This is a genomic window from Clostridium fessum (assembly GCF_003024715.1).
Lineage (GTDB): Bacteria > Bacillota > Clostridia > Lachnospirales > Lachnospiraceae > Otoolea > Otoolea fessa.
The window spans coordinates 519,984-543,122 of sequence record NZ_PYLO01000001.1 but is presented as its reverse complement, the minus strand read 5'-3'; the positions used below and the strand labels follow the sequence as shown (position 1 = coordinate 543,122).

The following is a 23,139-nucleotide window of genomic DNA, read 5'->3' as shown; positions in this document are numbered from 1 at the left end:
AAATGCTGTTTTATTTGGTGCGCCACGGTCAGACTGACTGGAACCGGGCGGGAAAGATACAGGGAACGACGGATATTCCGCTGAATGAGACAGGACGGCAGCAGGCGGAGCAGCTAGCCGCTGTTCTAAAAGAGAGGAGTGGCTATCCGGCGGGAACGCGGATCGATGCGGTTTATACCAGCCCGCTTGCGCGGGCATTCCAGACGGCGGAGATCCTGGCAAAGGAAGGAAAATTACCGCTCCGCCGCCTGACGGGGCTGCGGGAGCGCGATTTTGGATGCTGGGAAGGCAAAAGCTGGCAGCAGGTGGAAGCAGAGTACCCGGACGAATTTCATCTGTGGAGGGAACAGCCGATGGTCGGTATCCCGTCCGGCGGAGAATCAAGAAAATCCTGCGAGGCGCGGAGTGAACGGGCGATCCGACAGATTTTGGAGGAGACAGCCGGGGATGCGGTGATCGTGGCGCACGGTGGGATCCTCGTCTTTTTGATGAATTATCTGCTCCGTTTCCATCGGGAGCCGCAGGAGATCATTGTGGCGAATGCCAGTCTGTCGGTTGTTTCGTATGACCGTTCGACGGGGATGGGAAAGCTGCTTGCACTGAATGAGACAGGGACGTTGGAACAGAAAAAATTGTTTTAAAGAATGATTTCAAAATGAAAAAGCAGGAATGAAATAAGGCAAGAGATACAATAAGAGTTACTGTTCACGGGTAGGCACTTTTGGAACCGAAAGTGCCGTAAGAAAACGTGGTGGTAGCAGGAATTTGCCGTATTTAAATGCGAAGCCACGGCAAATTCCGTTACTGGGCACGTATGCGTGAACAGTAACCAATAAGATATGTTAATAAAAAATATTAAATATATTAATTTTACTAATCTATAAAAATTGTGTATGATAAAGGCAGATGCTAGAAGAAGGCATTTGCCTTTTATGCTAAAAAATGAATGTATTTTACAGAACATGAAACATTAAAATACGAAAAAACAGGAGGAAAACATGAGCGTAAGACGTATTTTCGTTGAGAAAAAACCGGAATTTGCCGTATTGGCTCACGATCTGAAAGAGGAGATCGCAAGCTATCTGGGGATCGACACGATCACCGATGTCCGCGTACTGATCCGCTATGATATTGAGGATGTATCGGAGGATGCATATCAGAAAGCGCTGATTACGATCTTCTCTGAGCCGCCGGTTGATTTTGTCTATGAGGAGGCATTCCCGTCCAAGGAAGGCGATACGATCTTTTCCGTTGAGTTCCTGCCGGGACAGTTCGATCAGAGAGCCGATTCCGCAGAACAGTGTGTGAAACTTCTGAATGAAGAGGAAAATCCGGTGATCCGTTCCGCGACAACTTATGTTATTTCCGGAACACTGACCGCGGAGCAGATCGAGGGCATCAAGTCCCTGTGCATTAACCCGGTGGATTCCCGTGAGAATAACAACGCAAAGCCGGAAACGCTGGTAACGGTATTTGAGCAGCCGGAGGATGTCAAGATTTTCGATGGCTTCTGCGGTTATGGCGAGGCAGAGTTAAAAGAACTCTACGATTCCCTGAACCTTGCGATGACGTTCAAGGATTTCGAGCATATCCACAACTACTTTAAGAACGAAGAGAAGAGAGATCCGTCTGTGACCGAGATCCGCGTGCTGGATACATATTGGTCCGATCACTGCCGTCATACGACCTTCCAGACTGAGTTAAAGGACGTTACCTTTACAAAGGGCGATTACAATGAGCCGATGGAAGCTTCCTACAAACAGTACCTGGCAGACCGTGAGGTTATTTACAAAGACCGTGACGACAAGTTTGTCTGCCTGATGGATCTGGCTGTTCTCGCTATGAAGAAGCTTCGCCGTGAAGGTAAGCTGGAGGATCTGGAGGAGTCTGAGGAGATCAATGCCTGCAGTATCGTAGTTCCGGTTACCATCGACGGCAAGGAAGAAGAGTGGCTGGTTAACTTTAAAAATGAAACCCACAACCATCCGACCGAGATTGAGCCTTTTGGCGGCGCTGCCACCTGCTTGGGCGGTGCTATCCGCGACCCGCTTTCCGGACGTACCTATGTATACCAGGCTATGCGTGTGACCGGTGCGGCTGATCCGACCCGTCCGATGTCTGAGACACTGCACGGTAAACTTCCGCAGAAGCGCATCGTAAAGGATGCAGCACATGGCTACAGCTCCTATGGCAACCAGATCGGTCTTGCTACTGGCTATGTAAAAGAGATTTATCATCCGAATTATGTAGCAAAACGTATGGAGATCGGTGCTGTTATGGCAGCAGCTCCGCGCAAAAATGTCATCCGTGAGACTTCCGATCCGGGCGATGTAATCATCCTGATGGGTGGACGTACCGGCCGTGACGGTATCGGCGGCGCAACCGGTTCTTCCAAGGTACATACCGAGGAGTCCATCGAGGTCTGCGGCGCAGAGGTTCAGAAGGGAAATGCACCAACAGAACGTAAATTACAGAGACTGTTCCGCCGCCCAGAGGTCAGCCGTCTGATCAAGAAGTGTAACGACTTTGGCGCCGGCGGCGTGTCGGTAGCGATCGGTGAGTTAGCTGACGGACTTCAGATTGACCTTGACAAGGTTCCGAAGAAATATGCAGGTCTGGACGGAACGGAGATTGCGATTTCCGAGTCACAGGAGCGTATGGCTCTGGTGGTAGACCCGAAAGATGTTGATAAGATGCTTGCTTATGCAGCAGAAGAGAACCTGGAGGCAGTTCCGGTTGCCGTTGTTACTGAGTCCCCGCGCCTGGTTCTGAACTGGAGAGGCAAGACGATCGTAGATTTAAGCCGTGCATTCCTGGATACCAACGGTGCTCATCAGGAGACAACCGTTACCGTTGAGGTTCCGACCAGGGAAGGCAATGTATTTGATAAACAGGAAGTAAAGGATGTCAAAGAAAAATGGCTGTCCATGCTTTCTTCCTTAAATGTATGCTCCCAGAAGGGTCTGGTTGAGATGTTCGACAGCACCGTGGGCGCAAGCAGTGTATTCCTGCCATACGGCGGTGTCCACCAGATGACCGAGACACAGGCGATGGTGGCAAAACTGCCGATGAGCAAGGGCAAATGCGATACCGTTACCATGATGAGCTACGGCTATGATCCGTACCTGTCCAGCTGGAGCCCGTACCACGGCGCTACTTACGCAGTGCTGGATTCTGTTGCTAAGATCGTGGCAAACGGCGGTGATTTCCACAAGATCCGCTTTACCTTCCAGGAGTACTTCAAACGTATGACGGAAGATCCGAAGAGATGGGGCACACCGTTCTCCGCTCTGCTCGGTGCTTACAGTGCGCAGCTCGGATTTGGACTTCCGTCCATCGGCGGCAAGGACAGTATGTCCGGCAGCTTCTATGATGAAGAGCACGGCGAAATCGACGTACCGCCGACACTGGTTTCCTTTGCAGTTGATATTTCCGATACCAAACACGTGGTATCTCCGGAATTTAAGAAAGCGGGCAGCAAGATTGTTCTCTTTACCATCGAGAAAGATGCACATGACCTGCCGGTTTACAGCCAGATCATGGATGGTTACGAGAAAATCTACCGCGATATGGAGTCTGGAAAGATTATTTCCGCATATGCGGTTGAGGGTGCTGGTGTAGCAGAGGCTGTCAGCAAGATGGCATTTGGTAACCGCCTGGGCGTAAAGATTGAGCACAATGTAGATCCGAGAGACTTCTTCGCCGCTGGCTGGGGCAATATTGTCTGCGAGGTTCCGGACGGCAAGGTAGGCGAGCTGTCCATTCCGTACACCGTGATCGGTGAGGTAACCGACAAGGGAACCTTCGAGTATGGCAGTACCGTGATCTCCATGGAAGAGGCTCTGAAAGCATGGACCAGAACCCTGGAGAAGGTATTCCCGACTGCTTCCGGCGCGCCGATGAAGGCAGCAGAAGAAACACTTTACAATACCGATAAGGTATATGTATGCAAACATAAGGTGGCAAAGCCAACCGTATTTATTCCGGCAATGCCGGGTACCAACTGCGAGTTAGACAGTGCGAAAGCCTTTGAGGCAGCCGGAGCGGAGACGATTGTGCGTGTATTCCGCAACCAGAATGCATCCGATATCCGTTCTTCCATCGAGCAGTACAAAGAGGATATCAAGAAATCCCAGATCATCATGTTCCCGGGTGGATTCTCCGCAGGTGATGAGCCGGATGGTTCGGCTAAATTCTTCGCTACGGTATTCCGCAACGAGGCGATGATGGAGGAGATCGACAAACTGCTTCATGACCGGGATGGCCTGGTACTGGGTATCTGCAATGGCTTCCAGACATTAATCAAACTGGGACTTTTAACCGGAGGCAAGATTGAGCCTCAGAAAGCAGATTCCCCGACTCTGACAACCAACAACATTGGACGCCACATTTCCCGCATGGCATACTTAAAGGTTGTATCTAACCTGTCCCCGTGGCTCAGAAAAGCAGAGCTGGGAGGCGTATACTGCAACCCGATGTCCCATGGTGAAGGACGTTTCGTAGCCAACGAGGAGTGGCTTGCAAAACTTCGCGCAAATGGTCAGATCGCGATCCAGTACAGCGATCCGAACGGAAACTTATCCGTCAGCGAGGAGTGGAACCCGAACGGTTCCTACCAGTGCATCGAGGGTATCACAAGCCCGGATGGACGTATTCTTGGTAAGATGGGTCACAACGAGCGCTGCTGGAGCGATACAGGCATGAATATCTATGGAAATCAGGATATGCAGCTGTTTGCTTCAGGTGTGGAGTATTTCAAATAAAATGAACACCTGCTTTTAAGTAAGGTAGAAATAGACCGGACCGCAGAAATCTGCCCCGGTCTATTTTTTGTGTGATAGAAAATTCCTTGGAATTCCCCATCACACAAAAAGGTACATTCTTTTTTATGTCACAGGAAATATCAATTATGATATAAATTCTACCATTGACGAAAATGTCAGAAAACCTTAAACAAAAAGTTATTCTCAGGTAATAAAAGTGTGCTATCCTGTCAATAACAGAAAGCAGACATCTACTTCAAAAAAACAAGGGGAAAATTTTGAAAATACCGACAGTTTATTTTGACGCAGGCAGATATGTTTGTTATAATGAAAACAAGATTTTGTACGCGAGAGTACATTAAAAAAGGAGGATGGGATATGAGACATAATCTGAAGGCAGCGGCGGTTTCCGCTCTTGCTATCATGGCGGCACTGGCTATGAGTATTCCGGCATACGCGGCTGACAAAAAGATCTCGGAAGTTAAGTTCCGTGTCAATGCGAAACCGGAAGCGGGCGACAGCATCGGGGATCCGGATGTACAAGTTACGAAGGGTAATGTTGAGATTACCGAGCAGGAGTTTGACAATGACGACAGCGAGTGGGAGAGAGGTGATAAGCCGGTCATCTACCTGACGATCGAGGCAAAGGACGGTTATCAGTTATCCGGCACAAAGCTTTCTGCAACCAAGTCGGCTTACAAAGTTACGAAGCGATCTGGCGATAAGAGCGAGTGGAAAGTTAAGATTACGATGTCAGCTGTTGACGGCGATTTGGATACGGTCGAGGATCTTAGCTGGAGCAATCGTACCGCAACCTGGGACAGTGTATCGGATGCAGGCAAGTATGAAGTTAAGCTGTACCGCAACAGCTCTACCGTAACGACTGTTACAACTACAGGCACAAGCTACAATTTCTACCCATACATGACGAAATCCGGCGATTATACCTTTAAGGTGCGCGCGGTTGACGGAAGCGATAAGGGTGAGTGGAGTGACGAGTCCGATGAATATTATATGAATTCTTCAGATGTGTATACAGGTACACCTCCGACCGATAATTCTTCTGGTGGTTCCACTCCGGCAAATGCGAATGGTCAGTGGGTAAACAGCATTTACGGCTGGTCTTACTACATCAATGGTGTACCGGTTAAGAACAACTGGGTATATGTTGATAATGAGTGGTATCATCTGAATGCAAACGGATTCATGGATACAGACTGGATCTATACTGATAATAACTGGTTCTACTTAAACCCGGTATCCGATGGTACAAGAGGCAGAATGCTGACCGGCTGGCAGCAGATTGGACCGTACAAGTATTATCTGAATCCGGTATCCGACGGCACTCGCGGTGCAAGAAAGACAGGCTATCAGTTCATCGATGGCGCATGGTATCTGTTTGACCTGAATAGCGGAGCACTCTGGACTAACATGGTAGCTCCGAACGGTATGATAGCGGATGCAAATGGTGTTCTTCACTAGGGAGCTATCTGGCAGCAGATCCAACTCCCACTGAGACAAATTTGCTATTAATCACCACCTGAAGAGGTGGGAGCCTTCTCGACTGAGATAAAAATCAGACAGCGGCAGACAGCGGACGAGCGAAAGCAAGTGGCTGATGCCGCTGCCTTTTTGCTTTACGAGGAAGGGTTGTGCCATTTTTTGTTTTTCTTGCACAGCAGGGGAGAAAAAGGATATAATAGAGAATCATATTGAGAAGCCGGAGAATTGATGAGGCGGGAATAAGAAACAGAGAGGAGAACCGATAAATTACGATGAAACCAACCGTATTATTGTATAATTTTACTGATTCCAAAAGAAAAATGAAGGTGCAGCAGGCGCTTATGCCGCTGGGATTCCGCTTAAGGGCAGTGACAAAGGAGGAGTACGGGCTGCCGGTGGGCGTGCTGGCTGGTGTGAAAGGACTGAATGAGGATGTCCTCAAGGAAGCCGGACAAGCAATAGAGGCTGTGGAGGAAACGCAAAAAGAAGAGTCCGCTCAGAAACAGGCAGACGGGAGGCTGCAGCGAGAAGTGCCGGAGAACGATTCTTCCAGGAAAATGGATTTCTCAGATGAGATGGCGATCATGGCAGGCTTTTCTTCCGCCCAGATCGATGCATTTATCTATGCACTCCGAAAAAAGGGAGTCGGACGGATTGATTATAAAGCAGTCCTGACACCGTATAATATGAAGTGGGATTCGGTACAATTATACGAAGAGATCAAAAAAGAGCATGAGATGATGACGGGGAAAGGTAAAGACGAAGCATTGTGATGCCATGGGATTGGTGAAAGGTCATTTTACTGCTTGATGTGGAGGTGGAAAGATGCTGGAAAAAGTTGATTTGAATAAATCAGTGGATAAGGAAAACTACAAGAAGCTTCGGGAAGAGATGGATGTGAAGCTGGGAGAATTGCAGCGCGCCTGTAAGGAGGAAAAGATCCCGGTTGTCATCGTATTTGATGGATTCGGGGCAGGCGGTAAGGGAACGCAGATCAACCGCCTGATTCAGCCGCTGGATCCGCGCGGCTTTGATGTTTATGCGAGCCGGGAGACGGGGGAGGAGGAACGGATGCGTCCATTTCTCTGGCGGTATTGGACGAAGACACCGGAAGATGGACGTATGATGATCTTTGACAAGAGTTGGTACGATAAGGTTACCGTTGACCGGTTTGACAAAGAGACGAAGCGGCAGGAGCTAAACGGGGCGTTCCGGGATATCCTTTCATTTGAAAAGCAGCTGGCAGATTCCGGCATGATTCTGATCAAATTGTTTCTGTATATTTCCAGGGACGAGCAGAAAAAGCGCTTTAAACGGCTGGAAGAAAGCAAAGAGACTGCGTGGCGTGTGACGGAGGCGGACTGGAAGCGCAACAAGGATTACGATACATTTCTGGAGATGAATGAGGAAATGCTGCAGCGGACGGATACCGGGTACGCGCCGTGGACGATCGTGGAAGCGACTGATAAAAATTATGCGGCAGTCAAGATTTTATCCACCGTCACAGACCGGCTGGAGTATGAGCTGAACCGCCGCCGAATGGAACGCGAGGAAGGGGCGGTGCATCCGCCGGTCAAACTTCCAGATGAGCGGTTTAAAAATGGCGTGCTTTCCGGCGTGGATCTGACGAAAACGCTGACACGCGAGGAATATAAGGAACGTCTGGATAAGCTGCAGAAAAAGCTGGAGGTGCTGCACGGCGAGCTGTACCGGCTGCGGATTCCGGTGGTGATCGGCTTTGAAGGCTGGGATGCGGCGGGAAAAGGCGGTGCGATCCGGCGCCTGACAAGCCACCTGGATCCACGCGGCTACAAGGTCAATCCGACGGCGGCACCGAATGATGTGGAGAAGGTACACCATTATCTGTGGCGTTTCTGGCGGGAGATGCCGAAAGCGGGGCATATTGCGATCTTCGACCGCACCTGGTACGGGCGCGTGATGGTGGAGCGGATCGAGGGCTTCTGCAGTGAGGCGGACTGGAAACGGGCATATCAGGAAATCAACGAGATGGAAGAGCACATGGCGAATTTTGGCGCGGTGATCGTGAAATTCTGGATTCATATTGATAAAGATGAGCAGGAACGCCGCTTTAAGGAGCGCATGGAGGCTCCGGCAAAACAGTGGAAAATCACGGACGAAGACTGGCGCAACCGTGAAAAATGGGACGCATACGAGCAGGCAGTCAATGAGATGCTGGTGCGGACCTCTACTACCTATGCCCCGTGGACGATCATAGAAGGAAATTCCAAATATTTCGCGCGCGTCAAGGTGCTGGAAACGGTTGTGGAGGCGATGGAGGAGAAGATCCGTGAGGTAAAAAAGCTGCGTAAGTGATAGAAAGAAGCGGACGGCCGATTTGGTAATCATGTGTGGAAATATGAAGAAGCGCGGTTGCAATTCTTCGTAAGATACAGTAAAATCAATATTTAAAGAAAAAGACGGCAATTTTGAAAAATACAAACATTTGTGTAAACTTTGCGTTAAATGTAGCGATAGAAAGGAAGCGGACAAAATGGAGCAGACAGCAAAAGAGCGCACACTAGCATTTATGGCAGAGCATGCGGGGGATCCAACCCCGATGGAATTATTTCATATGCACGTAAAACACGTGGGAATCAATACGAAATCGGAAGACGAGGCCTGGGAGGTTGCTGAGACACTGGCGCGCCTGATGGGGCTGATGCCGCGCGAGACGGAGAAAGCGGTGTTCAGCGGTGACCTGACGGAAAATATGAAGGTGGAGAGCCACGGAATCTACGGCCATATTGGCTTTGGCGTAAATGATTGCGAGGCGGCGATCCGATACTTTGTGAACCGCGGTATGATGATTCGGGAAGAGACGAAGCGCTTTGATGAGCAGGGACGCTGCATTTTCGCCTGTTTTAAAGAAGAAGTCGGCGGATTTGCGATTCACCTGGTACAGGATTGATAGCACCAGGCAATATAAAAACGAAAAGGATAGCAATATGAAAAAAATAATCGTGATCGGCGGCGGGGCAGCCGGTATGGCGGCTGCGATTGCGGCGGCGGAAAATGGCTGCGCGGTAACGATCTATGAAAAGAATGAGAAACTGGGAAAGAAAATCTATATCACGGGAAAAGGGCGCTGCAATGTGACGAATGACTGTGATATGGAGGGTCTGTTTGACAGTGTTGTGACAAACAGCCGCTTTTTGTACAGTGCATTTTATGGTTTTACCAATCAGGATATGAAGGATTTTCTGGAGGCGAACGGCTGTCATGTTAAGGTGGAGCGCGGCAACCGTGTCTTTCCGGTGTCTGACCGGGCGTCGGATGTGACATCGGCGCTTGCAAGACGGCTGCGGGAGCTGCGCGTGAAAGTAGAATTGAATCAGGGAGTCCGGGAACTGTGGCTGGAGGATGGTGTATTAAAAGGTGTGATTCTGGCGCAGGGCGGTAATGAGCGTGGGAAAAAGGACTCCTACATAGCTGCGGATGCAGTGATCGTGGCGACGGGCGGTTTGTCCTACCCGACGACCGGCTCAACCGGCGATGGTTACCGGTTTGCGGAGGCAGCAGGGCACAAGGTGACGGAACTTTCGCCGGCGCTTGTTCCGTTTGAGACGAAGGAAGATGTGAAGGAGCTGCAGGGACTCTCCCTGCGGAACGTGGAAGCTGCTGTTTTAAATGGAAAGAAAGAGGTTTACCGTGAATTTGGTGAGATGCTGTTTACCCATTACGGCGTTTCGGGTCCGGTACTCTTGAGTGCCAGCAGTTATGCGGCGAAAAAACTGAAAAAGGCTCCGCTGACTCTGATGATCGATCTGAAACCGGCGCTTTCCATGGAACAGCTCGATGCGCGGATTCTGCGCGATTTTGAGGCGGAGAAGAATAAACAGTTTAAAAATGCGCTGAACCATCTGTACCCATCAAAACTGATACCGGTCATAATTCGCCGCAGCGGCATTGAGCCGGACAAGCAGGTCAACGCCGTGACGAGGGAAGAGCGGAGACGGCTGGCGGAGGTGACAAAGCATTTTACCCTGACGCTGACCGGGCTGCGAGGTTTCAATGAGGCGATCATTACCCAGGGCGGTGTGACGGTAAAAGAAGTTAATCCATCCACGATGGAGTCGAAGAAGCTTCCAGGGCTTTATTTTGCAGGGGAAGTGCTGGATCTCGATGCAGTCACGGGCGGCTACAACTTACAAATTGCGTGGTCGACCGGTGTGCTGGCAGGACGGAGCGCAGCGGAAAATCATGAATTATAACGATATGAAAAAGGGGAAACAAAATGCCGATTAATATAGCGATTGATGGACCAGCCGGGGCTGGGAAGAGCACAGTGGCAAAGAAGCTGGCAGAAGATTATGGATATATTTATGTAGATACGGGGGCGATGTACCGGGCGATGGCATTGTATTTTCTGCGCCAGGGCATCGACAGCCATGATGAGGCGGCGATCGGACGCGCCTGTGAGACGGTTTCCATTTCACTGGAATATGAAAATGGGATCCAGCAGGTTTATTTAAATGGGGAGAATGTCAGCAGCGAGCTTCGGACGGAGGCGGTTGGAAATATGGCTTCGAATACCTCTGTCTATGCGCCGGTCCGCAAAAAACTGGTGGAGCTGCAGCGTGAATTAGCCGGACGCCGGGATGTCGTGATGGATGGCCGGGATATCGGAACGGCGGTTCTGCCGGATGCGACCCTGAAAGTATATCTGACCGCGAGCAGTCATGTGAGAGCTGAACGCCGTTATAAAGAGCTGACCGAACGCGGGGAAAGCTGTTCCCTGGAGGCGATCGAGCAGGATATCATCGAGCGCGATTACCGCGATATGCACCGGGAATTGTCGCCTCTCAAGCAGGCGGAGGACGCCATTTTACTGGATACTTCTGCGTTGAATTTTGAAGAGGTAATGCGGGAGATGGAGAAGTTGGTTGAGGCGGCGAAGAAAAATCCCATTGCCGTAGGCAATTTTTGATGGATTTTTGCGCGTGACTGTGAAGGTACTGAACAGTTACGAAAACGCCAGGAAAAAGGAGAAGCCGAAAAGGGGCGGCAGCAAACATGAGACGATTGAAACAAACATGGATCGCCGCAGCACTTGGGATGAGTGTATGGATGACCGCCTGTGCGGGCGCGGCATCGGAGACAGCCACACAGGAAGGGGCTGTCGATGAGGAGAGCCAGGGGGCGATCCGTGAGGCTGTGGCTGAAAATGATCAGGCGCAGGAGCAGCCCAAACGGGATAAAACGCAGGAAACTGAGCGGACGGAACCGCTCACGGTTGAACCAGTCCGGGAAACCCTCAATATGACGCATTTTGACAACTGTACCTTTGCAGCTGGGTTCAAACCGCAGCAGATCCATCAGGATGAAAGCAATGTTATCATCACATTGACGGTCTATGACTATGAGCATTTTCATAAGGCAGATATCGATGAACTGCAGGCGGGAGATACGCTGCTTATCGATGGGAAAGAATGTCTCATTACTTCGATTGACCGACAGGAGTCTGGGCGGATCGAGATCAATGGCGGTCCGGCACAGGGGGGAGAAGAGCTGAGAATGGTAGAGGAGGATTCCTTTTATGGCTCGGAGATGGCAGTCGGGAGAAGTTACCATAAGCTGGGAGAGGTTACGCTGCAGATGGATGAGAACTTTGTCCTGACAGATGATTCTGACCCGGATACACCGCCGCAGGTGTATACCGCGGAAGAATTATTCGCGATCCGTGATCGGCTGATCGGGGAGTTTAAGCCATACAACACGGCTGTGACGGTGAAGAATGAGAAAATTATTTCGATTTACCGGAAATTTATGCCATAAAAAATATAAAATCATTAAGAGGAGGAGAGCACCTTTTATCCGGATGAGAGGTGCTTTTTTGTGTAACAGGAAATTCCTTGGAACTCCCTATTACACAAAAAGGCACTAACGTGCCAATGATGCGCACTCGCGCGAAGCAGAAACATGTCGCAAGCGACCGCGCTCGGCGCGAGAATGTGCCAAGGCACATTCTTTTTCAATATAATTTCCGGGATAAATTGACTTTTAAACATACCCCATCTATAATGAAACAAGCTGATATGGGCAGTGGGTGCCGCTGTTTGTGCCAGATCAGTCAGATTGCTCGGATTGGCAGGCATGGACAGGGGGTAAAAGGGAAACAGGTGCAAAACCTGTGCGATCTCGTCACTGTGAACCGGAGAGTGGCGCCGCAGATGCCATTGCGAAAGTGAGAAGGCGCGGCGTGCATGATGACCCGAAAGCCAGGAAACCTGCCGGCTGTCGTGAACATATCAGTTAAAACTATTTTTGTGCGAGTCACACAAGGAGGAAAACATGAGAAAAAACAAAAAAGTAGTTGTAAGTGCAGCGGCAGTTACGATGTCCGTATTGCTTGGAGCCTGCGGCGGCAGTACATCCAGCCAGGCAACCTCGACGGAGGCGGCTTCTGAGGCAGAGACCGAGGCAGCTGAGAGCGCCGATTCCGATCAGGAAGCAGCAGATAAGGTGGCAAAGCTGATCGATGACATCTATGTACAGGAGCGCACCGATGACACGGATGAGCAGTGCAAGGCAGCCAAAGAGGCATGGGATGCCCTGACTGACGAGCAGAAGGAGCTGGTAGAAGGCGAGAACGCAGATCCAGATTATTTTGGTCGTGATACCGGCGACGCGAGCCTGGACGATCCGCGCAATCAGGATGAGATTGGCGACAAGGAGATCCTGGTAGTCAGCTTTGGTACTTCCTTCAACGACAGCCGTGTGAAAGATATCAAGAGTATCGAGGATTCCATCCAGGAGGCATTCCCGGATTGGGCAGTCCGCCGTGCATTTACCGCACAGATCATTATCAACCACGTTGAGGCTCGTGACGGCGAGTGCATCGACAATATGGATCAGGCACTGGAGCGAGCCGTGGAGAACGGAGTTAAAGAGCTGGTTGTCCAGCCGACCCACCTCATGCACGGTGCTGAGTACGACGAGATGGTTGAGGCGATCGAGAAGTATCAGGATAAATTCGAGCAGGTAGCTGTCGCAGAGCCGCTGTTAGGTGAGGTTGGCGACGATGCAACCGTTATCAATGCAGATAAAGAGGCAGTTGCAAAAGCAGTTGTAGCAGAAGAAGCTTCGGAAGCTGGTTTTAAAGATGCAGCTGACGCAGCCGATCAGGGAACCGCATTCGTTCTGATGGGTCATGGTACCGCACACGTTGCAAAGGTAACCTACAGCCAGATGCAGACCCAGATGCAGAATCTTGGATATAGCAACGTATTTATCGGTACCGTAGAGGGCGAGCCGGAAGAGACTTCCTGTGAGTCTGTTATCGAGGCAGTGAAGGCAGCTGGTTATAAGAACGTCGTTCTTCGTCCGCTGATGGTAGTTGCAGGTGATCACGCAAACAACGATATGGCAGGCGATGATGATGATTCCTGGAAGAGCCAGTTTGAGGCATCAGGTGCATTTGACAAGGTAGATACTCAGATTTCCGGTCTGGGCAGAATTAAAGCGGTAGAATCATTCTATGTTGCTCATACACGGACAGCCATTGATTCTATTGCGAAATAATGTATATGAAAAAGAAATTGAATTTAGCGGCGCTTCTGCTTGCTGCCGCTTTTCTCGGAGCGTGCGGAGGACAGAAACAGGACGCAGCTGACACCGTGGCGCAGACAGAGAGCGCAGAAACCGAGAATGCCGATCAAAAGAGCAGCATTGACCTTGCAGACGGCGTCTACACCGTCGATTTTAAGACGGACAGCAGTATGTTCAAGGTCAATGAATCGAAAAATGGAAAAGGCGTCCTGACGGTCAAGGATGGCGAGGCGACACTCCATATCAGCCTGACCTCGAAAAATATCGTGAATTTGTATCTGGGTACTGCGGACGAAGCCAAGGAAGATGAAGCCGGTTGGCTGCAGCCAACCGTGGACACGGTTACTTACAGCGACGGTCTGAGCGAGGAGGTCAACGGCTTCGATGTGCCGGTTCCGGCGCTCGGAGAAGAATTTGACCTGGCTCTGATTGGTAAGAAGGGCACCTGGTACGACCACAAAGTAAAGGTAGAAAATCCGGTTTCCGGAGAGGCAGAGGACGCGGAAGCGGCATCATCCGAGACGGAGAATAGCGATGATGCGGCAGATGCCCAGAAAACGGCAGGGCAGACTGCAGATGTGGCAGACGGCACTTATACCTGTGAGGTAACCCTGCAGGGAGGTTCCGGCAGAGCATCGGTGGACAGCCCGGCGACCATTATCGTCAAGGATGGAAAGGTGACTGCCGATATTGTCTGGAGCAGCCCGAACTATGAGTATATGCTGGTGGATGACGTGCAGTATGATCCGATCCAGACCGAGGGCAATTCCGAGTTCCAGATTCCGGTAACGCTGGATGAGGATGTAGCGGTCAGTGCCTTGACGGTGGCGATGAGCCAGCCGCATCTGATTGATTATACGCTGCATTTTGACAGCGTGACGTTATCAGAAGTTACAAAATAAAAGTAGATAGAAATACCTGTCCAGGAAGAACCTCCCGGTCCTTTTGTACATATTTTGATTACAGAAGGATCCGGGAGGTTTATGTCTATGCGTATCTGTGAACTCAAACAGCGGGAAGTTATAAATGTAAAAGATTGCAAGCGCCTTGGTTTTGTGGGCGACGTCGATTTTGACATCAGCACGGGAAAAATGCTTGCGATCATCGTGCCAGGACCGGGCTGTGTCTGGGGCTTTCTGGGGCGGGAAAAAGAGTACATAATTCCATTCTGCGACATCTGCCAGATAGGGGATGACATTATTCTGGTGAGGCTGAAAGAAGAGAGAGAAAAGAAGGAATAAAGAAGGAATAGCGGAAAACTTCTGCTTGCAGAAGCGCACTTCCTGCGATATTATAATAAGTATGATATGTTATGAAAACCTGGCGGGGGCATATCAATAAAACCAGAAAAGGGGAAGAGCGATTGAAGTGTCCATTTTGCAACGCGGCTGACACGAAAGTAATCGATTCACGGCCTGCGGATGACAACAGTTCTATCAGACGCCGGAGACAGTGCGAGACTTGTGGAAAGCGTTTTACCACATATGAAAAACTTGAGACGATCCCTCTGATGGTTGTCAAAAAGGATAATACCCGGGAGATGTACGACCGGGCGAAGATAGAGGCAGGAATCCTGCATTCCTGCCACAAGCGCCCAGTCTCTCAGGGACAGATTTCGGCGTTGATCGACGATGTGGAAAACAATTTATTTAACCGGGAAGAACGGGAGATCTCGACCGCGGTGATCGGGGAACTTGTGATGGAGCGGTTAAAGGATCTGGATGTGGTTACCTATGTGCGGTTTGCATCGGTATACCGGGAGTTTAAAGACGTCGATACATTTATGGAGGAACTGCAGAAGATACAGCAGCGGAATGTGCCGTCGTATGAGCCTGGAAAGAACGGGGAAGAGACCAGATGATGGGAAATGCGTTTTATCCGGATGAATGGCTGGATTCTGCGTATGATATCCCGTATGAGCAGTTTTACCAGAAGGGAATGCGGGGTATCATATTTGATATTGACAATACGCTGGTGCCGCACGGTGCCCCGGCGGACGAGCGGGCAGTACAGCTGTTTGAACGTTTGCGGGCGATCGGGTTCCACACCTGTCTGCTCTCGAATAATAAGGAGGCGCGGGTCGCCCCGTTTGCCGGACAGGTGGGTTCGGATTATATTTACAAGGGCAGAAAACCGAAGCGCAGCGGATACAGGCAGGCGATGCGTCGGATGGGAACGGGCGAGCGCTCGACGATGTTTGTCGGGGATCAGCTCTTTACGGATGTGTACGGGGCGAGGCGGACAGGCATCTATTCGATTCTTGTAAAGCCGATCAATCCGAAGGAAGAGATCCAGATTGTGTTAAAGCGGTATCTGGAGAAAATTGTCCTGTGGTTCTATGTGAGAAGACAGGAAAAAAATAGCGGAAGTTTGTAGTTGGGTGTTTTTGAACGGTTTGAAAGAGCTTGCCAGGCGGCAGAACCGGATGCTGACAGGAGTGCTGGAAACGGTGGAAAATCAGTTGTTTTCAGAAAAAATATCGGCAATTTTAGAAAAATAAGGGGCGGAATTGACATGATGTGCCCTGCGTTTTCAAAAAAGTAGTTGAAAAAGAGGATTTTATAGTATAAAATAAAAAAGATAAAGCGAGTATTTTCAAGGAGGAGCATCATTTATGATATCAGCGGGCGATTTTAGAAACGGCATCACACTGGAGATTGATGGCAACGTATACCAGATCATGGAATTTCAGCACGTAAAACCGGGAAAGGGAGCTGCGTTCGTTCGTACTAAAATTAAGAACGTAATGAATGGCGGCGTTGTAGAGAAAACCTTCCGTCCGACCGAGAAGTTCCCGTCTGCCAGAATCGACAGAGTTGATATGCAGTATCTGTATTCCGATGGCGACTTATACAACTTCATGGATGTAAACACATATGAGCAGGTAGCTTTAAACCAGGAGACAATCGGCGACGCACTCAAGTTCGTAAAAGAGAACGAGATGTGCAAGATCTGTTCTTACAACGGCAAGGTATTCTCCGTAGAACCGCCGCTGTTCGTAGAGCTTGAGATCACAGATACAGAGCCGGGCTTCAAGGGCGATACTGCTACAGGCGCTACCAAACCGGCAGTTGTAGAGACTGGCGCTACTGTATATGTACCGTTATTCGTAAACCAGGGCGATAAGATCAAGATCGATACACGTACTGGTGAATATCTGTCCAGAGTCTAAGTTATAACATATACGTCAGAAAGGTCTTCACGATACCGTTTGTACCCTTGTGGGGAGGCAGTCGTGTCACTGACAGGTTTCTGACTGGAAACAGAGATTACTGTTTGTGGCAGGCATTTTCCTTTGCTGGTTATGCAGCGCATGAACAGTAGCAAGCAGAGAAACTGTTGTAAGATCCGGAGGAAACGTCGAGATTTTACAACAGTTTTTTTGCTTAACATATCGGGGAGGCGTCTATGACGCGTCCGTTGGTTCATCTCAGAGAGCAGGTTCGGAGTGAGCGGTGCTCATGGGGAGTGATAAATATGGAGAACGGAAGAGAAGACCGTCTGCGTCTGGGGGAAGAGGATGAGCCGGGGCGCAGATCTGGTGGCAGAAAGAGGCGTACATCCGGCAGGCAGACGGCAATCCGCCGGGAGCGGACGAGGCAGCAGAAGAAGCACCGTGTGATGATGCGGCTGTTTTTGTGTCTGCTTATTTTCCTCCTGGGTGCGGGAACAGGCTGGACGCTGCGCGGGAAAATGATCCGCAAGCTGATCGATCCGTCCACGATCGAGATGCCAAACTGGGTTGATGAGCAGCTTCTCACGGTCAACCGATATTCCAGACCGGGGACGAATATCCCGGTCATCAACGGGATCGTGATTCACTATGTGGCAAATCCTGGGACGACGGCACAGCAGAACCATGATTATTTTGAGGGGTTGAAAGATCAGAGCGGCAGTAACACTGTTTCCGTCAGCAGCAATTTCGTGATCGGTCTGGACGGCGAGATCATTGAGTGCGTTCCGGTCGGGGAGAAGGCATATGCCTCCAATGAGAGGAATGCGGACACCGTTTCGATTGAGTGCTGCCATCCGGCGGTAGACGGAAAGTTCACAGACGAGACGTATGACTCGCTGGTAAAACTGACTGCATGGCTGTGCAAGCAGCTCGATTTAAGTCCGAAAGACGTGATCCGTCATTATGATGTGACTGGAAAGGCGTGCCCGAAGTATTTCGTGGATCATGAGGATGCCTGGAAGCAGTTCCGCAAGGATGTGAAAAAGGCAATGCGGAAAGATATATAATATACGATATAAATTATGAAAGGGAATCTAGTATGAAAACGATTTTAGATTTGATCGTGGAAGAACTGAAACCGGCGTTTACCGGCTGCGGGTACGATGAGAAGTACATCCGCGTAACGGTATCAAACCGCCCGGATCTCTGCGAGTATCAGTGTAACGGCGCGATGGCAGCTGCCAAAGCGTATAAAAAGAAACCGATCGATATTGCCAATGAGGTGGTGGAAAAGACAGCCGGAAGCAAGATGTTTTCTGAGATCAACGCCGTGATGCCTGGGTTTATCAATATCCGCCTGAATCCGTGCTACCTGGCATCCTATGTACAGCAGGTGGCAGAGGATGAAAAGTTGGGACTCAACGCAGCTGAGAAGCCGGAGACGATCATCATTGATTACGGCGGAGCCAATGTAGCAAAACCACTGCATGTCGGACACTTACGTTCCGCGGTCATCGGAGAGAGTATCAAGCGCATCAGCCGCTATATGGGACACCATGTCATCAGCGATGTGCATTTGGGTGACTGGGGATTGCAGATGGGACTGATCATCGAGGAGCTGCATGACCGTCAGCCGGATCTGGTATATTTTGACCCGGATTATACCGGCGAGTATCCGTCGGAGCCGCCGTTTACGATTTCCGAGCTGGAGGATATCTATCCGGCAGCGAGCGCGAAATCCAAGGTAGATGCGGCATTCCGTGAGCGGGCACAGCAGGCAACCTTCAAACTGCAGAGTGGCTATGCACCGTTCCATGCGATCTGGAAGCACATCATGAACGTGTCCTTGAAGGATCTGAAAAAGAACTATGGCAATTTAAATGTATCGTTCGACCTCTGGAAGGGCGAGAGCGATGCGCAGCCATATATTCCGGGACTGATCGAGGATTTACAGAAAAAAGGTCTCGCCTATGAGAGCGATGGCGCGCTGGTTGTCGATATCGCACAGGAAGGGGATGCGAAGGAATATCCGCCTTGTATCGTCCGCAAATCCGACGGTGCGGCGCTGTATGCGACTTCCGATCTGGCGACGATCATCGAACGTGAGCAGGATTTCCATCCGGACCGCTACATTTACGTCGTAGACAAGCGCCAGGAGCTTCATTTTATCCAGGTATTCCGTGTGGCGAAGAAAGCGGGCATCGTCAAAGAAGATACGCCGATGATCTTCTTGGGCTTCGGTACGATGAACGGCAAGGACGGTGGTCCGTTCAAGACACGTGAGGGCGGTGTTATGCGTCTGGAGCACCTGATCAAGAATATCGATGAGAAGGTATATGAGAAGATTCAGGAGAAGCAGAAAGTTCCGGCGGACGAGATGACACGCACGGCGGAGATTGTCGGTCTGGCGGCACTTAAATATGCCGATCTTTCGAATCAGGCGACCAAAGATTACATTTTCGATGTAGACCGCTTTATTTCCTTCGAGGGAAATACAGGTCCACATATCCAGTATATGATCGTCCGCATCAAGTCCATTCTGGAGAAATACAAGGAACTGCGCGGTGCGGATGCTAAAGTGGTTCCGATCCGTCCGGCTGAGAGCGAGACAGAGAAAGCACTTCAGATGGCGCTCTGCCGTTTCGGCGAGGTGACAGAATCTGCATTCTACGAGACGGCGCCGCATAAGCTCTGCCAATACATGGCGGCAGTGGCGGATGCGTTTAATGCATTCTATCTGGAAAATAAGATCCTCTCCGAGGAGGACGCAGCGAAGCAGGCAGCCTTTATCAGCCTGATCACGCTGACCAAGCGGGTGCTGGATACCTGTATGGATCTGCTCGGAATGGAATCGCCGGAACACATGTAATCTGTAATATGGAGGAATCCTCATGAAAATAATAAAAATGTCCGTAGATACCTTCTGGAAGGGCGAAGTACGGGTACAGGGACAGATTGAGGATGAGACAAAGGTATATCAGACAAGAATTTTTATCAAGGGTAGTCAGATCTATGACTACTCTTGTTCTTGTGCGGAGGGAAATTCATTCCGGGGTCCCTGCGTGCATGCAAAAGCGCTTCAGGAGGCGTTTGCCCGCCAGCAGAAAGCCGAGCATACACCGCCGGTTTCGACTTCGCCGGAGATCCGGATGATGATCCGGGAGTACACGAACCGGGAAGTAGCGCGGATTCTGGGCGAGGAAGAGCGGGAACCGGTCTATCTGCATCCCTATTTACAGATCCGGCGCGGCGAAGTGCTTTTGGAGGCACGGATCGGACGGGAAAAACGGTATATTGTGAAAAACCTGCTGGAATTTGCACAGGCGGTTCACAGCGGAAAACGGGTGGAATACGGAAAAGGCATGGCGTTTGAACACGTCCCGTCTGCCTTTGCGCCGGAAAGCCGCCCATTTTTAGATCTTCTGCTGGAGGAGGCGGACGCCTACATACGCCATTATGAGGAGATGCGCGGTCATGCGGGGCTGCCGCTTCCGGTGATGCGGGCGTTAACGCTGGGATCTGCAGCGAGGGATCGGCTGTTTGATCTTTTAGAGGGAAAAGAAGTCCAGACGGAGGACGAGAAAGGTGCTGAACGTGTGTGCCGGGTTGAGCGTAAGGATCCGCGTTTCCCGGTGGAGGTGGAAGCAAGGGGCGATGGAATTGCGGTTACGGTTCCATCGGCTCTAACTTCGTTCCGGGGAGAACAGCGTCTGTATGTGGCAGATGGATTGCATCTGTTTGGATGCAGTGAACTGTATACAGAAACGATGGGCGTTTTTCTGGAGCAGATGGAACAGGGCGGAAGAGAGTGCGGAAGCCGGAAAGAGAAGCGGGAGCTGCTGGTTGGAAGCCGGGATATTCCGCTCTTTTATGCGCGTGTGCTGGAAGGCATGGAGGCACTTGGGATCTTGCAGAGCCCGGAGATCGATTGGGAGAAATACCGCCCAGAGGCGTTGAAAGCCCGGTTTGAGTTTGACAGTGATTCGCCGGACGAGCTGCGTCTGCGTCCGACGCTTTCCTACGGAGATTTTACGTTTTCGCCGCTGGCGGACGAGCATGTTCCGCGGGAGATCTGCCGGGATGTACCGGCGGAATTTTATATCAGCCGCCTGATCACGCGGTACTTCTCTTACTGGGAGGATGAGAGCGGCGAGCTGGTGATCCGCGGGGATGAAGAAGCGCTGTACCAGGTTCTGAGCGAGGGAATGACGCAGTTTCAGGAGGTGGGCGAGGTATGGCTGTCAGAGTCTGTCCGCCATCTGCGCGTCCTGCCTCCGCCGGAAGTGTCGATGGGGGTTTCTCTTGGAGGCGGCTGGCTGGATCTGAAGATTGAGACGGCGGGAATCAACCCGGCGGAGCTTTTGCAGGTACTCAGTGAATACCGCCAAAAAAAGAAATATTACCGCATGAAAAATGGCGAATTTTTGCAGCTCTCGGGCGGCGGTCTGCAGGCGCTTGACAGCCTGACTGCGGATCTGGGACTGACAAAGAGTGAATTTCAGGCGGGGGAGGCGAAGATACCTGCCTACCGTGCTTTTTATCTGGACAGTCTCTCGGGCGACGGCAGGATGAAACTGTTTCAGCGGGATGAAGCCTACGGGATGATGGTGCGCGATCTAAAAACGGCGCAGAGTGTCAGCTATGCGGTTCCGGCGGTGCTGGAAAAGACGCTGCGGGAATATCAGAAGATCGGATATACGTGGATGCGGACGTTGGCGCGGTATCATTTCGGCGGGATCCTGGCAGATGATATGGGACTGGGAAAAACGCTGCAGGTGATTGCGCTTCTGACAGCATTTTATCAGGAAAAAACCGAGCAGAAAGCGGCTGGAAATGAAGGCAGTGGGTCAGAATTACCTCTTCCGTCTTTGATCGTCTGCCCGGCGTCGCTCGTCTACAACTGGGGACAGGAATTTGCCCGGTTTTCGCCGGGGATCCGCGTGCTTCTGATTGCCGGGACGGCGAAAGAACGGCAGGAACAGCTGGAGGAGCAGATGCGGATGGAGGCGTCTGAGGGGGCGCAGGTGATCATCACGTCCTATGATCTGTTGAAACGGGATCGGGAGGCGTATCTGGGACGCACGTTTGAATATGAGATTATTGACGAGGCGCAGGTCATTAAAAATGCAAAGACACAGGGCGCGAAGGCGGTAAAGGAGATTTCGGCGAATGCCCGTTTCGCTCTGACGGGAACGCCGGTGGAAAACCGGCTCAGCGAGCTTTGGAGCATTTTTGATTTCCTGATGCCGGGATTTTTATACAGTTACCGGAAGTTCCGTGAGCGGTATGAGCTGCCGATCGTGAAAAATCAGGATCCGGAAGCATTGACGGCACTGCGGCGGATGACGGGACCGTTTGTCCTGCGCCGCTTGAAAAAGGATGTGCTGCGGGAGCTTCCGACCAAGGAAGAGAGGATCGTTTATTCGGCGGCGTCGGGGCGGCAGCAGAAGCTTTATACGGCGTCGGCGTTGAAACTGAAAGAGGCGCTGGCTGGCGGCGCGTGGTCGGGTAATGGAAAATTGGAAGTGCTTTCCCAGCTCATGCGGCTGCGCCAGATCTGCTGCGATCCGGCACTCTGTTTTGAAGATTATACGGGGGAATCGGCGAAGCTGGAGACCTGTGTTTCGCTGATCGCATCGGCGTCTGCGGCGGGACATAAGATCCTGCTCTTTTCCCAGTTTGCCTCGATGCTGGAGCGGATTCGGGAACGCCTTTTACAAGAGGGCATTTCGTCCCATCTTCTGGTCGGCGCGACCCCGAAGGAAGAACGCAGCCGGATGGTGCAGGCGTTTGCCTCGGATGAGGTTCCGGTGTTCCTTATTTCCCTGAAAGCCGGGGGAACGGGACTCAACCTGACGGCGGCGGATATCGTGATTCATTACGATCCGTGGTGGAATGTGGCAGCGCAGAACCAGGCGACCGACCGCGCGTACCGGATCGGGCAGGAAAAGCCGGTCACGGTATACAAACTGATCTTAAAGGATACGATAGAAGAAAATCTTTTGAAGCTGCAGAATGCGAAACTTGCGCTGGCGGCGCAGGTGGTTTCAGAGGGAATGGTTTCACTGGGCGATTTGAGCCAGAATGAACTGATGGAGCTGTTTGAACAGAATCCATAAAAAAATTTGC

At 51.0% G+C, this 23,139-nt stretch carries 19 protein-coding genes and 1 riboswitch; all 19 genes read left to right on the top strand.

Annotated elements, in window-relative coordinates; all coding sequences use genetic code 11:
- The first annotated feature begins 2 nt into the window (after positions 1-2).
- The 19 genes from C7U56_RS02525 (at position 3) to C7U56_RS02440 (ending at position 23,129) form a co-directional block, all read left to right on the top strand.
- Entirely contained in the window at positions 3-641 is a 639-nt protein-coding gene (locus C7U56_RS02525) for a histidine phosphatase family protein (protein WP_107000005.1), read from the top strand.
- Positions 642-998: 357 nt separating this feature from the next.
- A complete protein-coding gene (locus C7U56_RS02520) occupies positions 999-4,763 on the top strand; it encodes a phosphoribosylformylglycinamidine synthase (RefSeq protein WP_107000004.1) in 3,765 nt (1,254 codons plus the stop codon).
- Between the two features lie 378 nt (positions 4,764-5,141).
- Positions 5,142-6,245 carry an N-acetylmuramoyl-L-alanine amidase family protein gene (locus C7U56_RS02515; protein WP_107000003.1) on the top strand — a complete coding sequence of 368 codons (1,104 nt, stop codon included), beginning with the start codon at positions 5,142-5,144 and terminating at the stop codon, positions 6,243-6,245.
- Between the two features lie 293 nt (positions 6,246-6,538).
- Positions 6,539-7,039: a DUF3783 domain-containing protein gene (locus tag C7U56_RS02510; RefSeq protein ID WP_107000002.1), complete on the top strand. Its 501-nt coding sequence runs from the start codon at positions 6,539-6,541 to the stop codon at positions 7,037-7,039.
- A gap of 52 nt (positions 7,040-7,091) precedes the next feature.
- Positions 7,092-8,600, top strand: coding sequence for a polyphosphate:AMP phosphotransferase (pap, locus tag C7U56_RS02505; RefSeq protein WP_107000001.1), 1,509 nt, complete (start codon positions 7,092-7,094; stop codon positions 8,598-8,600).
- Between the two features lie 178 nt (positions 8,601-8,778).
- A complete protein-coding gene (locus C7U56_RS02500; RefSeq protein WP_233430156.1) occupies positions 8,779-9,195 on the top strand; it encodes a VOC family protein in 417 nt (138 codons plus the stop codon).
- 37 nt (positions 9,196-9,232) lie between these two features.
- Complete coding sequence (locus tag C7U56_RS02495) at positions 9,233-10,498, top strand: BaiN/RdsA family NAD(P)/FAD-dependent oxidoreductase (RefSeq protein ID WP_107000000.1); 1,266 nt, start codon at positions 9,233-9,235, stop codon at positions 10,496-10,498.
- A gap of 23 nt (positions 10,499-10,521) precedes the next feature.
- Positions 10,522-11,214 (top strand): (d)CMP kinase, encoded by a 693-nt coding sequence (cmk, locus tag C7U56_RS02490; protein ID WP_106999999.1) that lies wholly within the window; start codon positions 10,522-10,524, stop codon positions 11,212-11,214.
- An 86-nt stretch (positions 11,215-11,300) separates the two neighbouring features.
- Positions 11,301-12,062 carry a hypothetical protein gene (locus tag C7U56_RS02485; protein WP_146143890.1) on the top strand — a complete coding sequence of 254 codons (762 nt, stop codon included), beginning with the start codon at positions 11,301-11,303 and terminating at the stop codon, positions 12,060-12,062.
- A gap of 297 nt (positions 12,063-12,359) precedes the next feature.
- Positions 12,360-12,536, top strand: a riboswitch (cobalamin riboswitch).
- Between the two features lie 42 nt (positions 12,537-12,578).
- A complete protein-coding gene (locus C7U56_RS02480; protein WP_106999997.1) occupies positions 12,579-13,808 on the top strand; it encodes a sirohydrochlorin cobaltochelatase in 1,230 nt (409 codons plus the stop codon).
- A 5-nt stretch (positions 13,809-13,813) separates the two neighbouring features.
- Complete coding sequence (locus C7U56_RS02475) at positions 13,814-14,737, top strand: hypothetical protein (protein WP_107000418.1); 924 nt, start codon at positions 13,814-13,816, stop codon at positions 14,735-14,737.
- Between the two features lie 87 nt (positions 14,738-14,824).
- Entirely contained in the window at positions 14,825-15,076 is a 252-nt protein-coding gene (locus C7U56_RS02470; protein WP_106999996.1) for a YlmC/YmxH family sporulation protein, read from the top strand.
- A gap of 122 nt (positions 15,077-15,198) precedes the next feature.
- Positions 15,199-15,696, top strand: a complete 498-nt coding sequence (gene nrdR, locus C7U56_RS02465; protein WP_106999995.1) for a transcriptional regulator NrdR — start codon at positions 15,199-15,201, stop codon at positions 15,694-15,696.
- Entirely contained in the window at positions 15,696-16,211 is a 516-nt protein-coding gene (locus C7U56_RS02460; protein WP_107000417.1) for a YqeG family HAD IIIA-type phosphatase, read from the top strand. The genes nrdR and C7U56_RS02460 overlap by 1 nt, the downstream gene beginning before the upstream one ends.
- Positions 16,212-16,379, top strand: coding sequence for a hypothetical protein (locus tag C7U56_RS15535; RefSeq protein ID WP_181357147.1), 168 nt, complete (start codon positions 16,212-16,214; stop codon positions 16,377-16,379).
- Positions 16,380-16,449: 70 nt separating this feature from the next.
- On the top strand, positions 16,450-17,007 hold the full coding sequence (efp, locus tag C7U56_RS02455) for an elongation factor P (RefSeq protein WP_022358740.1): 558 nt from the start codon (positions 16,450-16,452) through the stop codon (positions 17,005-17,007).
- Between the two features lie 305 nt (positions 17,008-17,312).
- The gene (locus C7U56_RS02450; RefSeq protein ID WP_233430155.1) at positions 17,313-18,077 is read left to right on the top strand and encodes a peptidoglycan recognition protein family protein; all 765 of its coding nucleotides are present in this window, start codon (positions 17,313-17,315) and stop codon (positions 18,075-18,077) included.
- A gap of 32 nt (positions 18,078-18,109) precedes the next feature.
- The gene (gene argS, locus C7U56_RS02445; RefSeq protein WP_106999994.1) at positions 18,110-19,879 is read left to right on the top strand and encodes an arginine--tRNA ligase; all 1,770 of its coding nucleotides are present in this window, start codon (positions 18,110-18,112) and stop codon (positions 19,877-19,879) included.
- A 22-nt stretch (positions 19,880-19,901) separates the two neighbouring features.
- Positions 19,902-23,129, top strand: a complete 3,228-nt coding sequence (locus tag C7U56_RS02440; RefSeq protein ID WP_106999993.1) for an SNF2-related protein — start codon at positions 19,902-19,904, stop codon at positions 23,127-23,129.
- Positions 23,130-23,139: the final 10 nt, after the last annotated feature.